General features: G+C 41.9%; 14 protein-coding genes. All 14 read right to left on the bottom strand.

All coding sequences use genetic code 11. From position 1 onward, the window contains the following. Positions 1-121 precede the first annotated feature (121 nt). Positions 122-892 (bottom strand): DUF4097 family beta strand repeat-containing protein, encoded by a 771-nt coding sequence (locus tag IE199_RS03050; RefSeq protein WP_189767228.1) that lies wholly within the window; start codon positions 890-892, stop codon positions 122-124. Positions 893-1,024: 132 nt separating this feature from the next. Beyond that, positions 1,025-2,455, bottom strand: coding sequence for an NADH-quinone oxidoreductase subunit N (locus IE199_RS03045; protein WP_189767227.1), 1,431 nt, complete (start codon positions 2,453-2,455; stop codon positions 1,025-1,027). Continuing rightward, positions 2,456-3,892 (bottom strand): complex I subunit 4 family protein, encoded by a 1,437-nt coding sequence (locus IE199_RS03040; RefSeq protein ID WP_189767226.1) that lies wholly within the window; start codon positions 3,890-3,892, stop codon positions 2,456-2,458. It lies immediately after the preceding gene. Further along, positions 3,889-5,748 (bottom strand): NADH-quinone oxidoreductase subunit L, encoded by a 1,860-nt coding sequence (nuoL, locus tag IE199_RS03035; protein ID WP_189767225.1) that lies wholly within the window; start codon positions 5,746-5,748, stop codon positions 3,889-3,891. The genes IE199_RS03040 and nuoL overlap by 4 nt, the downstream gene beginning before the upstream one ends. A 4-nt stretch (positions 5,749-5,752) precedes the next feature. Next, the gene (gene nuoK, locus IE199_RS03030; RefSeq protein ID WP_189767224.1) at positions 5,753-6,061 is read right to left on the bottom strand and encodes an NADH-quinone oxidoreductase subunit NuoK; all 309 of its coding nucleotides are present in this window, start codon (positions 6,059-6,061) and stop codon (positions 5,753-5,755) included. Then, a complete protein-coding gene (gene nuoJ / locus IE199_RS03025) occupies positions 6,058-6,582 on the bottom strand; it encodes an NADH-quinone oxidoreductase subunit J (RefSeq protein WP_229854502.1) in 525 nt (174 codons plus the stop codon). The genes nuoK and nuoJ overlap by 4 nt, the downstream gene beginning before the upstream one ends. Next, on the bottom strand, positions 6,579-7,094 hold the full coding sequence (gene nuoI, locus IE199_RS03020) for an NADH-quinone oxidoreductase subunit NuoI (protein ID WP_189767223.1): 516 nt from the start codon (positions 7,092-7,094) through the stop codon (positions 6,579-6,581). Before nuoI ends, nuoJ begins: the two co-directional genes overlap by 4 nt. After that, on the bottom strand, positions 7,094-8,065 hold the full coding sequence (gene nuoH / locus IE199_RS03015) for an NADH-quinone oxidoreductase subunit NuoH (protein ID WP_189767222.1): 972 nt from the start codon (positions 8,063-8,065) through the stop codon (positions 7,094-7,096). The genes nuoI and nuoH overlap by 1 nt, the downstream gene beginning before the upstream one ends. Then, a complete protein-coding gene (gene nuoG, locus IE199_RS03010) occupies positions 8,058-10,856 on the bottom strand; it encodes an NADH-quinone oxidoreductase subunit NuoG (RefSeq protein ID WP_189767221.1) in 2,799 nt (932 codons plus the stop codon). Before nuoG ends, nuoH begins: the two co-directional genes overlap by 8 nt. Beyond that, the gene (gene nuoF / locus IE199_RS03005; RefSeq protein ID WP_189767220.1) at positions 10,849-12,153 is read right to left on the bottom strand and encodes an NADH-quinone oxidoreductase subunit NuoF; all 1,305 of its coding nucleotides are present in this window, start codon (positions 12,151-12,153) and stop codon (positions 10,849-10,851) included. The genes nuoG and nuoF overlap by 8 nt, the downstream gene beginning before the upstream one ends. Then, positions 12,150-12,689, bottom strand: coding sequence for an NADH-quinone oxidoreductase subunit NuoE (gene nuoE, locus IE199_RS03000; RefSeq protein ID WP_189767219.1), 540 nt, complete (start codon positions 12,687-12,689; stop codon positions 12,150-12,152). The genes nuoF and nuoE overlap by 4 nt, the downstream gene beginning before the upstream one ends. 4 nt (positions 12,690-12,693) lie before the next feature. Continuing rightward, entirely contained in the window at positions 12,694-14,496 is a 1,803-nt protein-coding gene (nuoC, locus tag IE199_RS02995) for an NADH-quinone oxidoreductase subunit C/D (protein ID WP_189767218.1), read from the bottom strand. Then, positions 14,493-15,131: a NuoB/complex I 20 kDa subunit family protein gene (locus IE199_RS02990; RefSeq protein ID WP_189767217.1), complete on the bottom strand. Its 639-nt coding sequence runs from the start codon at positions 15,129-15,131 to the stop codon at positions 14,493-14,495. Before IE199_RS02990 ends, nuoC begins: the two co-directional genes overlap by 4 nt. Next, on the bottom strand, positions 15,131-15,556 hold the full coding sequence (ndhC, locus tag IE199_RS02985; protein WP_189767216.1) for an NADH-quinone oxidoreductase subunit A: 426 nt from the start codon (positions 15,554-15,556) through the stop codon (positions 15,131-15,133). Before ndhC ends, IE199_RS02990 begins: the two co-directional genes overlap by 1 nt. Between the last annotated feature and the right edge of the window lie 340 nt (positions 15,557-15,896).

Below are 15,896 nucleotides of genomic sequence, written 5' to 3'. Positions count from 1 at the left end.
CTATTGGGATCGCCCCACTCGTTTCGTGTTAAAGGACTACCTTTAACAGTGAGGCGCGCATTATACAGAGGTTCAGTGAATATACAAGTTTTAATGCATATTTTTTAAACACGAGGGCAATTTAGCTGTCAATTTCAAACCCAGCTTTAACGTTTTTAACAGATAAACCACCTGAGCCAGACTCAACAATAGTTAAAGAGCCGACATTATCAATGACAATGCCACCAGAACCATCATCTACTTTTACATGACCTGTAACTTGTTTTACTGTTAGCGAGCCTGAGCCGTCTTCTATTTCAGCATTTCCCGCGACTTGCTCAAGTAAAATACTGCCTGAGCCATCATTTATTTGCACATCACCATTGACGTCTTGAACATTGATTGAACCTGAACCATCGTCAATCTTTAAATTACCTTTAACATTGTTAATTGCAATACCACCAGAGCCATCCTTTATCTTGGTATCACCGACAATATTATCAATTGTTAATGCACCTGAGCCATCTTCAATATCAAGCATCATGCTTTGTGGCACCTGAACTGTTAAATCTATTTTTGGAGATTGGCCATTCCAAATACCACTAGTGTTGCCATTTTTCGCAACCAATTTAGCGCTATCACCTTGTTTAACAAGTGTCAGTTGATAATCATCACGGGCCTTTTTATCAGTATAAATATCAGCAGTTACTTGAATCGTGTCTAGCCCTTCAACGCCTTTAATTTTTAAAAAGCCAGCACCAGCTTCAACATTTAACGCAGTCAAATCACTTGCCTGTATATCTAACGTTTTTTGCTGATGAAAATCAGCTTTGGAAGGAGTTCCAGCAATAACCACGCAACCTGACACTGTGGTCACTACACTTAATGCAATTAAAGACTTTAATAAATTCATATGGCTTCCTAATTTAGTTTTTATAAGTTTCCCAAACTACAGCAATGTTCAAACCAACTATCAAAAACATTATTTTTCAACAACTTAATTATTAATATAAATTTTAACTAACTAAATAAACCAATTTATTCGTCAATTTGCTAAAAAATTGGCGAATACGTCGGGGTAAAGACCAAACACTAAGGTTGTTACAACAATAAACATTGAGAAAATTCTTTGCCCGGCACTTGTTACTAACGTTGAAGGTTGTTGTACTTCATCATCTTTAAACAAAGCAAATATTAATGGCATGTAGTAACCTAAAGCGATTCCACTCCCCACAATTAGTGCACTTAACATCCACCATAACTGCCCATGACTTGCCGAGATTATTAAATAAAATTTACCAATAAAGCCTGCAGTTAATGGGATACCAGCCAGTCCTAACACAGATACCAGCACAACGATTCCTTGGCTAGGGTTACGCCAAATCAAACCACGCCAATGACATAAATGAATATCCGGTTCGTTTTTGTTTTGTTTTTCTTGCCAACATAACACTGAAAAAAGACCTGCATTGGCCAACAAATAGGCAAATAAATAATACGAGGCACTGTATTGGATCATGGAGTGATGTTGCTTGCCCAAGACCATAAGCAATACTACAAGATAGCCCATATGTGCAATCGACGAATAAGCCAATAAACGTTTTATTGATTGTTGACCAAGGGCTAAGCAATTTCCCACTATCATTGACGCAATACTAATAAACATCATTGCCAACAAGATTTTTTCACCAGCAAGTAAATTTATTAAATTAGAATCGACAAGACATTTATAAAGCGCAACAAACATCGCAGTTTTTGACACGCTAGCCAATATAAAAGTTACAGCACTACTTGCGCCTTGATATACATCGGGAGTCCAATAATGAAAAGGGACCAGTGATAATTTAAATGCAATACCAGAAAATAACAGTAAAACTCCTAGCTGCATGATCATGTTTTGAATATCAGTTACACCAGCCAAACTAAAATTTAATGTTCCTGTTTGGCTGTAAATAAATGCGATGCCTAGCAACATAAAACTTGAGGCACTCGCGCTTAAAATTAAATATTTAAAACTCGCTTCTACACTGTGCTGCCTATTTCGAAAGTAGCCCGTTAAGCCGACCAGCGAAATACTTAACAGTTCAAACCCTAAAAACAAACTCGCATAGTGCTGACTAGTGACTAATACCCCTGCCCCTAGTAGTGTCAGTAACAGTAATATATAAAATTCATCGTGCACTTCAGTGCCAGTTTCTAACTCTCCCATAGCTAAAAGGGTGGCAATAGCGCCAGCTATTAGCACTAATATCCACATGGTTTTAGCAAACAAATCCACTTTAACAAGTTGAGTTAGCTCGATACTAGGTATAGGGAAAATGTACAAGGTTGCCAAAATCGCTAGGGTAATAACCGCTAGAGAAAAATAACCAATGAGGCGGTGGCTTCTGCGCCAAGCAATCGTAAGCATCCCAAATATAATGCCGGTTGCAACAATAAGCTGTGGGGTAAAAGCGAGCCAAGCAGTGACATCCATTTAAACACCTCCAACAAAACCGAGGTTCAACAATATATTTGGCCACAAGCCAAGAACAACCAGTAACAATATCAAGGGCAATAGAATCAGCCACTCTCGCACAGTTAAATCACTAATCACATGAGTCGAAGGCCCATGAAATGTAGATTGAAACAGCCGTATACCATAAACAGCCGAGCCAATAATTGCCATCGCTGCAGCCGTAGCATGTATTGGATATTTACTAAATACCCCAACAAGACTATAAAATTCGCCAATAAAATTAGCAAAACCCGGTAAACCTGTTGCAGCTGCCACTAACATCAGAGAAAGCCCCGCAAAAAAAGGAGCGCTTTGCCAAAAGCCTCCCATATTGTTGAGTTGACGAGAGTGAATTCGCTGGTAAATCATCCCTGCTAAACAAAATAGTGCCGCACTACTTAATCCGTGGGCAATCATAGTAATGATGGCTCCTTGATAAGCGTTAACGTTAAAAGCAAATATTGCCATCATCACAAAGCCCATGTGACTGATACTGCTATAGGCAACTAATCGTTTAAAGTCTTGCTGAGCAAAGGCGAGTTTCGCCCCATACAAAACACTAATTGCGCCAAGTGTCATCGCCACGTAAGCAAAACTTTTTGCCGCATCTGGAAACAATTGAATGACAAAACGGATCAGGCCATAAGCACCGGTTTTTAATAAAATGCCAGCTAACAATACACTGCCTGCTGTGGGTGCTTGAGTGTGCGCGTCAGGTAGCCAAGAGTGAACTGGCACTGAGGGTAATTTGACGGCAAAGGCAATAAAAAAGCCCAGCATAATATAAAACATCCAAGCGTTTGGTTTGGCCATTTGCTGCCAATCAAACCAAGACCAACTTAAATGCCCTACTTGGTTTTTATAAAGAATTGCCATAGTGACAATTGCCACTAACATGCAAAGGCTACTTAACTGGGTAAATATAAAAAACTTAATTGCGGCAAAACGCCGGTTTTCGTGCCCCCAAATCGCGATAAGTGCGGTAATGGGTAGTAACATTACTTCCCAGAAAAAGAAAAATAAAAAAACGTCTGTGGCAAGAAAGACACCGACAGTGCCAGCTACTGCCAAAAGTAAGTTGAAATAATAAAAGCCAAGGTTTTCATTTATTTCCCGCCAGGAAATGAGTACAGCGATAAAGCCAAGTAATAAGGTCAAAGCGATCAGCGTGAGGCTAAGATAATCAACAGCCAGTAAAAAGAAAATGTTTAAGCTGCTTATCCACATATGTTTGTCTGTCACGACCAAACGAGTCAGCGAATTATCGATGCTTAAACAAAACACTAATAGATAAATTGCAGCACCAAGCAAAGTAAAAAAAGCGATCCAGGGGGCGCTACCTTTTTTTGTTCTATCCCCCTGCCACGCAGCCATAGCCCCAACAAACATAATTAAAAGAAGTGGTAGCATCGTCATAACAACCACCCAGCAGTGAGTAACACAAAACCAAGAGCAAAAGCAGAGGCATACCAGCGCAAATGTCCGTTTTGGCTTGATTGCCATACTTCTTTAAATAGATGAGTGTACCAAGCTAACAACATCACAGCGCCGTCAATGATATCTTTGCGATTTAACTGACTTAGCCGAATATAGGGTGTCACTAATAAGACCTGGTAAAGCCTATCGATACCTAACCCGCGATGACAAAATAGGTAAAATGTTTTCTCATTTAAATTTTTACCTGATTGGCTAATTTGCTGTTTATCGCCCTGCCTAAAGCCAGAGAAATAAAACCAGGAAAACAATAGCCCGATAAATGGCGTTACGATGGCAATAACGTGTAGCCAAGCAGGATCATTTGTCGTTTTTGTAATTTCGGCGCTAAACCAAGGCGTTAAATCAGCATAAAACCAGCTTCCTATTAACGACAACATTGCCAAGGTAAATAAAGCGACCTTGAAAGCGATGTGCATTGTTGGCTCTAGGTTTACCGTATTTCTTGCCGTCCCCAAGCACACTAAAAAAAACAGTCGACAGCTATAAATACTGGTAATGAACGCCCCGATTATGGCAGCCCACCAAAAAACGGGGCCCGCTGTTGGTGAAGACCAAAGCTCGGCAATTATTGCTTCTTTTGAAAAAAAGCCCGAAGTGCCAGGAAGGGCAATCAAACACACAAGCCCAATGGTCAATAATATGGATTCAACGGGTAAACGCTTAAACATGCCGCCCATGCGATAGATATTTTGCTCATGGTGCAATGCCCAAATAATGCTGCCTGCAGTTAAAAACAGTAAAGCTTTGAAAAAAGCGTGGGTCATTAAATGAAAAATACCTGCGCTCCATGCACCAGCCCCAAGTGCCAGCATCATATAGCCTATTTGGCTCATGGTTGAATATGCTAGTACGCGTTTAATATCGTATTGAAATAATGCGGCAATTCCAGCAAGTAATAAGGTCAACGCGCCTATCATAGCGACAATTGTCATTACCTCTGGCGCTAAAATAAAAACATCATGTAAGCGAGCAATAAGATATACACCGGCTGTCACCATAGTGGCAGCATGGATCAGTGCACTGACAGGTGTTGGACCCGCCATGGCATCAGGCAGCCAAGTGTGTAATGGCAATTGCGCTGATTTACCGACGGCTCCACCGAGTAACAATAATGCGATCCAAAAAACGGTATTGTCACCCGTTTGCCAAGTTTGAATGGCTAACTGATTAACACTTTCGATGTTTAAAGAACCTAAACTGTTAAAAAGCCAAAATAAACCTATCGCCATTGAAGTATCGCCAATGCGGGTAACGATAAACGCCTTGCGCGCAGCAGCGACATTTTCTTTTGACTGATACCAAAAACCAATCAATAAAAAGCTACAAAGTCCTACACCTTCCCAGCCTAAATATAAAAGCACTAAGTTATCAGCTAACACTAAAATTAACATGGCGACGATAAATAGGTTCATAAACGCCATAAACCGATGAAAATTATCATCTGTTTTCATGTAGGCAGCGGCATATAAATGGATCAAGAAGCCAACACCACTGACCACAGCACACATCACCGCAGACAGTGCATCAAAGTTAAAGGCAACATTTACCGGCACTTCACCATTGCCGTAAAGTGAAAACCAAGACCATAACGTTACTTGGATTGCACCTTGTTCTTGTATAGCTAATTGCGACATCAAGATGGCAGTAGAAATTGCAGAAGCTAAAACACTAGTAACACTTAACACCGACGCCAAGAACCATGGCAAACGTTTACCTAAGGTTAGCAATGCCATTGCACTTATTAGAGGGTAGAAAGGTAAAAGTGCCAAGATCATTAGCTCACCCCTTTAACCGACTTAGCACGTCAACATCTAAGGTTTGGTGTTTGTTTTGCAAACAAATGAGTAACGCCAAACCCACTGCAACTTCAGCAGCAGCCAAAGTTAATATCAAAATAAACATCACTTGGCCGTCAGCTTGTTGCCATGTCGCGCCAGCCCCAATAAAAGCAACGCCTGTGGCGTTTAACATCACTTCTAAGCTCATCAACATAAACAAAGCGTTTTTGCGGACAATGACACCTACAAAGCCAATACCAAAAAGCGTGCTGGCTAAGATTAATACATGCATCAGTGGGATAGTCGTCATAAATCACCACCTTGCTCACGTGGTTTTGCAAAATGAAATCCGGCAATTAAGCCTGCAAGCAATAAAAACGAGGCAATCTCTACCGCCAACAAATAAGGGCCATAAAGTAAAATTCCCACTTGTTTTGAGTCAACAACCGTCGCCGATAATTGTGCTTGAATTCCATCATGTTGTAAGACATAGACAAGTTCAGCTAATAAACACAGCGCCAGCACACAAGGCCCAAGCCAAACACTAAAGCCAGTATTTTTTGGCGCGAGTCGCGTTTCATCTTGACGTAAACCAAACAACATAATGGCAAAAACAAATAACACCAAAATAGCGCCAGCATAAACAATCACTTCAAGACCAGCAGCAAACGGTGCTCCCATAAGGTAAAAGCACACCGCCACGGCAACCAGTGAAATAACCAGATAAAGCAGAGCATGAACTGTATTATTGCGTGTTACGACTTTAATACTGGCAACGATGGCGATCAGCGCAGCTAAATAAAATAAAATCACCAAAGGATTAGCGTTCATGGCATGAGTCCTTTTACATCCACTGGTGGCTTTTCCTTAGCTCCCTGCCCTTTGCCTTTTTTAGCAATAGCAATGCCCGAATGTTGATAAAAACTATAATCTGGGTATTTGCCGACACCATCTATTAATAAGTGTTCTTTTTCATAAACTAGGTTTTGCCTATCATATTCAGCGAGTTCAACATCAGGCGTTAATTGAATGGCATAAGTTGGGCAGGCTTCTTCACAAAAGCCACATAAAATACAGCGGGAAAAGTTTATACGGAAAAACTCTGCACGTTTACGGCCGTCATCATCAATTGTTTGTTGCAGCGCAATACAGTCAACAGGGCAAGCAACGGCACATAAATTACAAGCGACACAGCGCTCTTGGCCATCAGGCTCTCGGGTCAGGACTATGCGACCACGATAACGAGGCGCTAAATAGGGCTTTTTCTCTGGATACTCAACGGTATCAGCCTTAGTAAAGGTATGTTTTAACACTAACCAGATAGTGCGTAATTGACTCCACATTACAACACCTCCAATAACGATAATAATGCGGTAACTAACAAATTTAATAACGCCAGCGGTAACATCACTTTCCAGCCAAATCCCAACAACTGATCAAACCTTGGCCTAGGTAAAGCCGTTCTTAACAAAATGAAAAAGACGACAAAAAAGCTCACTTTTAAGACAAACCACATAAAGGGCGGTAGCCAATTATCAAGCGGCTCAGGCATTAACCAGCCACCAAAAAATAACACCACTGACATACAAGAAATGAGCGTGACACCTAAATATTCTCCCAGAAAAAACAGGGCAAATTTAAGGCCTGAATACTCGGTATGAAAACCTGCTGTTAACTCGGTTTCAGCTTCGGGTAAATCAAATGGCAAACGATGGCTTTCAGCAATGCCAGCAATAAAAAACACGACAAAACCAACAAATTGTGACTGGATAAACCAACCGTGCTGCTGGGCAAGAACAATTTCAGTTAGATTAAAACTACCAGCTAATAACACCACGCCCATTAACGACAAGCCCATAAACACTTCATAACTCACCGTTTGCGCCGCTGCTCGCATACCGCCAAGTAAGGCATATTTGGAATTAGAGGCCCAGCCTGCAAGCACAACGGAATAAACAGCCAACGACGCCATGGCTAAAAAGAAAAGTAAGCCAATGTTTAAATCCGCAATTAAAATATCGGGGGAAAATGGCAGCACAGCAAAGCTCATTAACACGCACACAGCTCCAATAACAGGCGCTAACACAAACACTAATTTATCGGCAAATGGTGGAACCCAGTCTTCTTTACCAAGGATTTTTAATAGGTCCGCAAACGATTGCAAAACCCCAAAAGGTCCAACACGATTTGGCCCAAGTCTGTCTTGCCAAATACCAATAAGCCTGCGCTCTACCCACACTAACATCGCGGCAATTGGAATGAGCAGTGCCAACATAATGGTGATTTGTATTAACTTGATCACATTATCAGGCATCGTCTAAGCCTCCCGCGACAAGGCGAATAGGAATGTACTGATCTTTTTGCTTTAACCTTACAAGTGTTGCTTGTTTTTCGGCTAATGCCGCCTGGTACTGATCTTCTTTTGCTGTTAAATATTTATCTATAGCTGATGTTGACGCGATCGAGGCACTGTTTAATTCCGCGGTGCCTGCGCAATACTCGTCGAGTTTTAACGCCATGTGCAAACCACTAAATCTAGGTTCAATGATAACTTTTGCCATGATGCTTTTGCGTTCAACATTAAAGTCAATATCCAGTTCAAGCCAAGTACCTTGCTGCCAATGTTCTCGTTGTGCCCATTCATTGGAAACCAATAACTGATTGCCTTGATGTAACAACTGAAATTCTGGAATACACTGGCTTTGATACTGTTGGCAATACCACGCAAGCATGATTGGCAATTGACGCTCAGCAGTATGTTGATGGCTGTTTTCGAAAAGCTCAGGGTTATAGTCAATTGTCACTTGTTTTACGTCTTTTTTATGAATTAACTCATCATTCACTTGTCGCTGATATTTACTAATGGCTTGATTTGAGTTCCAACCTGGTGACCAAACATAAGGCATATTGGCATCTAATGAGGCTTTGCCCCCTTCCATAGAAAATCGATAACCATCATCATTGCTTTGTGTGACTTTAGGTTCATGAACTGATTGATTGGCGGATTTTGCCGTTCTTCCACTGACTCTTGGTGTTTCTCTTGCGATATTTTTTGCTAGCTCTTCAGTCGAAATAGACCAGTTATCAATATCAGTGGCCAATTGCTCATGCAGTTGATGAAAATCCTTAATGCCTTGCCATTTACTTTTTGATGAAGTAACCGCTTCAGCCAGTAACACTAACCACTGCCAGTTTTCTTGGACAGGGCGTTGTGTGGGTAATGCAGGAAAATAATGTTGAATCACACCTTGATAATTCACCAAATGACCATGGCTTTCACTTATCGGTGCACAAGGTAAAACTACATCTGCAATGTGACTCAGTTCAGAATGACAATGATCGATCACCAGCAACTTTTTACCGCTGTGTTTTAGCGCGTCTCGATCGGCTTCAGTTAAACAATTCAGTTCATTTTCTAAAACAACTACCCCAGCAATGTCAGGGTTAGTTATCGCTAAATGCCACGCTTGCTGCACTGTTAACGTCTTACCATCCAATAAGGTTAGCTGCCCTAACGTATTGGCATCGGGCGGCACAATGACAAAGCGCGAATTGGCATTAAGCGCTATTAAAAATTCAATGCAAGCTAATGTATGGGTGAAGGCTTTAATGTTTTGATGCTGCCAGCCACAAATAAACACAGGAGATTTTGCATGTTGCCACGCGTGAATAAATGCTTTGATAAATGTGCAATAGTGATGAGCTGTCACATCTTGCTCAATCAACTGGTGCAGCACCTCAGTGATCATCAAATGAGAGCCAAGCAATAATTGTTCGGCTTCTTGATCTAATTTTGACGGTTGGCTAGATAAAATAAAAAGAGGCGACTTTTTCTCGCCGGCAATAGTGCGCACCGCGCTGTCTTGCCATTGAGGAATGCCCATGGACTCAGCTTTTTTGATGCCTTTATTGCGTAGTGCCTGTCTGACTGACAACGCCATTCTTGGCGCTGTTTGACTAATATCTTCATCGACTATAAAAACACAATCAGCCTGTTCAATTTGATGCAAGTTAACACTTTTATTCGCATCAAAATAATGTGCGTGATATTTCGCTAATTCAAAGGCTTTGTTACTAAATCCTGCACTAAACTGTTCATTGCCAACTAACTGTTTAAGTAAGGCATTTGCCTCTAAACTTGACCGAGAAGAACCTATACCAATCAGCGATTGTCCATTCATCCAAGCGAGGCTTTTTAGTACATCTGTGCGGCTTATTCCCGTGGGCAAAGATGCTGCTATGCCTTTAGTTTCTGTCATTCGGTTTTGTTGATTAACATGGGCAATGCCATAACGGCCATGATCACATAGAAAATAGCCGTTAATATCATGCTTATAACGATTGACCACGCGGCGAACACTGCCATAACGTTCACCTATACTGGTATTACAACCTACCGAACACAAATGACATACAGACGGTGCAGATTGCAAATCCCATTTTCGCGCATAGTGTTCTGAAAACAACTTGTTGGTAAATACCCCTGTTGGACACACTTCCACCAAGTTGCCACTAAATTCACTTTCAAGCTGTCCATCCTCATGTCGGCCAAAATACACTTGGTTTTTTGAGCCAAAGACACCAAAATCTTGCCCGCCCGCGTAATCATGATAAAAACGCACGCAGCGATAACACGTTATACAGCGATTCATTTCATGACCAACAAATTGACCTAAATCTTGGTTTACAAAGGTACGTTTTTCACCACTATATTGGCGTTTGGTATGCCCAGTCATGACTGTCATATCTTGCAGATGACATTCACCTCCTTCAGCACAAACAGGGCAATCATGAGGATGATTGGTCATCATGGCAGCAATCACTTGTTCGCGAAACTCACTTGCCGCTAGATCTTTAATGGAAATGCGCATGCCATCAAATACTGGCGTGGTACAAGCCATGGCTAAACGACCACGGGTATCATTTTCATCTTGAAACAAGGTAACAGCACATTGACGACATGCACCAACAGAGCCCATTGCAGGGTGCCAGCAAAAATAAGGCAAATCGAACTTGTTAGATAATACACCGGCCAATAAATTATCATTGGCATTCACTAACACTGGCACATTATCAATGTAGATGGTTAATTGATTGTCAGCCATGGCGTTCTCCATGGTGATAGGGGCAATGATGCAATTCAATGTGTTGAACAAAGTCATCATTAAAATAATTGAGTGCACTTCTAAGTGGTTCAACCGCACCAGGCGCTAATGCACAATGTGTTTTACCAATCCACATAAAGTCACATAAACGATACAGTTCATCAATATCAGCTAACTGCCCCTTGCCTTGCTCGATTTTTTCTAAAAGCTGAACCGCCCATGGCGTACCGTCTCGACACGGTGTACACCAACCACACGACTCCTGAGCAAAAAAGCGCAATAAATTTAGCACCATAGCCACAGGGCATTGTTTATCGTCTAAAACAATCAGCCCGCCAGTGCCTAAGCGACTACCAGCTTTAGCAACATGGTCATAATCCATAGGCACATCCAAATGTTGAGGTAATAAAAAGTCGGTTGATGCACCACCGGGTAATAAACCTTTTAACTTTAATCCTGATTGCATTCCACCAGCACAGTCATTTAGCACCTTGCCAATGGGGGCCCCCATAGGTAATTCCCACAGCCCTGGCTTAGCAACGCGGCCGCAAGCCCCATAAATTTTTGTGCCAGCATCACTTTCGGGCGCATGGCTTTGATACCACTCAATACCATGCCTGAAAATATGTGGTAAATTGCATAATGTTTCGACATTGTTGACTATGGTTGGTTGGCCAAAAAGCCCAGCCACTTGCGGAAATGGTGGTTTAGCCCGAGGGTTAGCGCGCTTACCTTCAAGCGCGTTAATTAATGCAGTTTCTTCACCGCAGATGTATCGCCCAGCACTGGTGTGTAAATGCAGTTCAAAATTAAACCCTGTACCTTGAATATTATCTCCCAGCCAATTGGCGGTTTTGGCTTCGTTTAATGCATGAGTGATTCGCTGCGCTGCTAAATGGTATTCACCTCGCAAAAAGATGTAGCCTTTATTGGCACCAATAGCATAAGCCGCGATAACCATAGCCTCAATGAGTTGATGAGGAACTCCTTCTAACAATAACCGGTCTTTAAATGTTCCTGGTTCCATTTCATCTGCATTACAAACAAGGTAGGTGTTTTCATTTTCTGTTTTTGTTGCCTTTCGAGGTACAAAACTCCACTTCATCCCCGTGGGAAACCCAGCTCCGCCCCGCCCTTTTAAACCTGAGGCTTTAACTTGCTCAACCGCTTGTTCAGGACTAAATTGTGTTAACGCAATACGAGCGCCTTGATAACCGCCATCGTCACAATAAGCCGAGAGTGTTTTAGGTGATGTTAAGTTCACTTGGTAAGTTAGTGGATGAGAAAGCGCGGTCATTGCTTGCTCCCCTCTTGTTCACCTAAGTTTTCCCCTTGAACACTATTAAGAAGGTCAATGACGCTTGTTGAAGTCAAATTGCCATGATGCTCTTTGCCTATCATTAGAACGGGCGCTTTATCACAGCCCCCTAAACATGCATTTGATAACAAGGTAAAGTTGCCATCAGCAGTAGTTTCACCGTAATCGATTTGCAAATGCTGCTTAATTGCGCGCAACACCTCGTCATAACCACATAAATGACATGCCACACTATTGCAGACATGAATGACGTGTTTTCCCACGGGCTGGCGATAAATCAAATTATAAAACGTGGCGACCCCTTCAAGATCAGCAACAGGAATTTGTAAATAATCTGCAATCGCCTTTAACGATTGATCACTTATCCAACCGCGATGACGCTGAACTATTTTTAACGCTTCAATACTAGCGGCTTGCCGTGTCTCCAATAGCGTCAATTCATGGTCAATTTCCTCGTATTCTGCCGCTGACAGAGTGTCGACTTGGGTAATGGGAATTTGCTGAGAATGGGTCATAACATCACCTGTCTACATCGGCCATGACATAATCAATACTGCCCAGTGTGGCGATTAAGTCTGCTACCATTTGGCCACGAGCCATCACAGGGATCATTTGCAAATGTGGGAAACTCGGTGTTCGGATCCTAGTTCGGTAGCTGATCGTTGATCCGTCACTAACCAAGTGATACGCCATAATACCTTTGGTCGCCTCAACGGCAACACTCACTTCACCTGCTGGGATCCTTGGCCCCCAAGACACGTTAATAAAATGTGGAATAAGGCTGTCGATGTCAGTCATCGTTTTTGATTTATCTGGTGGCGTAGTTTGTGGGTGTTCTGCTTTGTATGGTCCTTCAGGCATATTATTTAAACATTGCTCTATGATACGAATGCTTTGTCGCATTTCTTCTACACGCACCCGACATCTATCATAACAATCACCGTTTGCCCCAGTGGGCACGTCAAAATCAAATTGATCGTAACCAGAATAAGGTCGCTGTTTACGGAGATCCCAAGCAAACCCCGTTGCTCTTAGTCCTGGACCTGTGATGCCCCAGTCAATCGCCTCTTGTGTTGAGTAAGCACCTATGCCTTGAGTTCTCGCCTTCAAAATACTGTTTTGCATGACCATTTTTTCGTATTGGTCTAAGCGTGCTGGTAAATAGTTAACATATTCACGTACTAACGTATTCCACCCTTTGGGTAAGTCAGACGCTATGCCACCTATGCGAAACCAACTAGGATGCATACGTGCGCCAGTGAAGGCTTCAATAATGCCAAACAACTTTTCTCTATCGATAAACATATAAAATATCGGTGATAGTGCACCAACATCTTGGGCAAAGGTGCCGTAAAAAAGTAAATGACTTAAAATGCGAAACATTTCCGCGGTCATAATACGGATCACTTTGGCCCTGTCTGGCACTTGAATACCAGCCAGTTGTTCCACCGCCATCACATAGGGAAAGTTATTCATCACACCGCCCAAATAGTCGATGCGATCGGTGTATGGAATATAACTATGCCAAGATTGCCTTTCCCCCATTTTTTCCGCGCCACGGTGGTGATAGCCAATATCTGGCACACAGTCGACAATCTCTTCACCATCCATTTGCAACACAATACGAAAAGCGCCATGAACACTGGGATGATTTGGTCCTAGATTTAAAAACATAAAATCGGTGTTTTCATGCTGGCGTTTCATCCCCCACGCTTCTGGCTGAAACTTTAACGCCTCTTGCTCTTCGTCTTGTTTGTATGCTGGTAAGGTAAAAGGATCCATTTCAGTTGCTCGTGCTGGGTGCACTTTGAGCAATGGGTGACCTTGCCAAGTATGCGGCATTAAAATGCGGGTTAAATGTGGGTGTCCTTGAAAAACGATGCCAAACATGTCCCAAACTTCGCGTTCGTACCAATTGGCGTTTGGCCAATAAAGACAAACACTTGGTATAGTTTTGTCATCTTTTGTTAAAGCAACTTTAATACGTAAATCTTGATTACGATCTGGTGATACCAAATGATAGCTAACGGTAAAATCGCTCACTTGCTCTGATCTATATTCTCGCTCTGTTTCATCAATTGCCGTAATATCAAAACACAAAGTAAAAGGCATACTCAGCTCATGCCGTATTACTTGCATCAAGGTAACGAGATCTTGTCTATCAACCCAACACGTCGCAGTATCATCTCGAATATTATCCAGTAATGACGCCTCCGTTAATCTGACGTCAGGTAGGTGAGCACGCAGCTCATTAAAAATTGCCGCAGCATGGGGTTGATGCCAATCTTTACTGTTTGAGAAGTTGAGCGCGCTATTGTTCATATTGAATCAGGCTCATTTAAATTAGTGGTTTTGATGCGGTGAGGGTGTTTAATATCGCGCATTGACGGCTTTTTCACTTCGGTTATCTGACCACCATCGACCATCCAACTTACCGTTCGTGGCTGATGAGCGATTTGCTGTTGCAGTAATAAAATGGCTTCAAGCAAAGCTTCTGGGCGCGGTGGGCAACCGGGCACATAGACATCAACAGGTATAAATTTATCTACACCTTGCACCACGCTATAAATGTCATACATTCCACCGGAGTTGGCACATGATCCCATAGAAATAATCCATTTAGGCTCGAGTAACTGTTGATAAAGATGTTGAATAACTGGCGCCATTTTACGAAAACAGGTACCAGAAATGACCATCAAATCCGCTTGTCTTGGCGTGGCCCGAATAACTTCTGCACCAAAACGAGCAATATCGTGCCGAGAGGTGAAACTGGTGGCCATTTCTACGTAGCAACAACTTAAGCCAAAATTGAACGGCCAAATTGAGTTTTTACGTCCCCAGTTAACCAGATCATCGAGCTTCGTCAGCAACACATTACGCTCCAACTCTTGCTCCACTTCTGATTTTGCTTGTTGGAAATGGTTATCAAGCTCAGCTTTAGTTAGTGACCATTCCATTAGCGTAACCGCCTTATTTGTTGATGTGGTTGCGCCCGAAATGGTTGGTGTCGCCTTTTCAACGTGAGTGCACCAACACGCCATAAATAAATTAAAGCAACCAATAGCACTAAAATAAAAATGCTTGCCTCAATAAATCCAGGCCAGCCTGACTCTTTGAAGGCAATTACCCAAGCAAATAAAAAAATGGTTTCTAGATCAAAAATGACAAAAAATATGGCATACAAAAAGAAATGACTGGTAAAGCGGGTTTTGTTTTCATTTACTGAAACAATGCCCGATTCGTAAGGTAGATTTTTTGCGGGGCTTTTTGTTTTATTTCCAAGTAAATAAGACAAAATCATCATGCCAATTAGCATTAATACTAAGATCAGAAAAAAAGCAGCAATTGGCCAAGCTTGTGTTAACTGAGTTGAAACCGTCATGCATTCGCCCCCTAATCGCTAGTGCATTACTAGCTACGCGATAGACGGCCCACTTATCGACAATTTATTATGGTTTTACTCAACGTGTTCATTTAATGAACAGACAATAATTAAAGCATAAGACAGCTTTTGCAATTTGCAAATATCAGTAATAAATCAAGTGGCTCATAGCAATACTATTAAATATTTTGGCAACTTAGCGTTTGATTAGCCTGTTTAGAACACGCTAATACACTTAAGCAAAGCCGTTTTGCGATGAGATTGTTTAAAGAAGTGTTCAGGGCGACAATGAGCAGCCAAAGGCAAGTTTAAAAGGTATACAAATAGCGCTCAATTTTCC

This window comes from Thalassotalea marina, from assembly GCF_014656435.1.
Lineage (GTDB): Bacteria > Pseudomonadota > Gammaproteobacteria > Enterobacterales > Alteromonadaceae > Thalassotalea_C > Thalassotalea_C marina.
Note: the sequence above shows the minus strand (reverse complement) of the source record. Positions and strands in the feature narration are given on the sequence as shown.

Coding starts and splice junctions, on each gene's coding strand:
- nuoJ (WP_229854502.1), bottom strand. CDS start 6,582: ATGAACGCTAATCCTTTGGTGATTTTATTTTATTTAGCTGCGCTGATC.
- nuoE (WP_189767219.1), bottom strand. CDS start 12,689: ATGACCCATTCTCAGCAAATTCCCATTACCCAAGTCGACACTCTGTCA.
- IE199_RS03050 (WP_189767228.1), bottom strand. CDS start 892: ATGAATTTATTAAAGTCTTTAATTGCATTAAGTGTAGTGACCACAGTG.
- IE199_RS02990 (WP_189767217.1), bottom strand. CDS start 15,131: ATGGAATGGTCACTAACTAAAGCTGAGCTTGATAACCATTTCCAACAA.
- nuoL (WP_189767225.1), bottom strand. CDS start 5,748: ATGATCTTGGCACTTTTACCTTTCTACCCTCTAATAAGTGCAATGGCA.
- nuoC (WP_189767218.1), bottom strand. CDS start 14,496: ATGAACAATAGCGCGCTCAACTTCTCAAACAGTAAAGATTGGCATCAA.
- nuoK (WP_189767224.1), bottom strand. CDS start 6,061: ATGACGACTATCCCACTGATGCATGTATTAATCTTAGCCAGCACGCTT.
- nuoH (WP_189767222.1), bottom strand. CDS start 8,065: ATGCCTGATAATGTGATCAAGTTAATACAAATCACCATTATGTTGGCA.
- nuoI (WP_189767223.1), bottom strand. CDS start 7,094: ATGTGGAGTCAATTACGCACTATCTGGTTAGTGTTAAAACATACCTTT.
- nuoF (WP_189767220.1), bottom strand. CDS start 12,153: ATGACCGCGCTTTCTCATCCACTAACTTACCAAGTGAACTTAACATCA.
- IE199_RS03040 (WP_189767226.1), bottom strand. CDS start 3,892: ATGACGATGCTACCACTTCTTTTAATTATGTTTGTTGGGGCTATGGCT.
- nuoG (WP_189767221.1), bottom strand. CDS start 10,856: ATGGCTGACAATCAATTAACCATCTACATTGATAATGTGCCAGTGTTA.
- IE199_RS03045 (WP_189767227.1), bottom strand. CDS start 2,455: ATGGATGTCACTGCTTGGCTCGCTTTTACCCCACAGCTTATTGTTGCA.
- ndhC (WP_189767216.1), bottom strand. CDS start 15,556: ATGACGGTTTCAACTCAGTTAACACAAGCTTGGCCAATTGCTGCTTTT.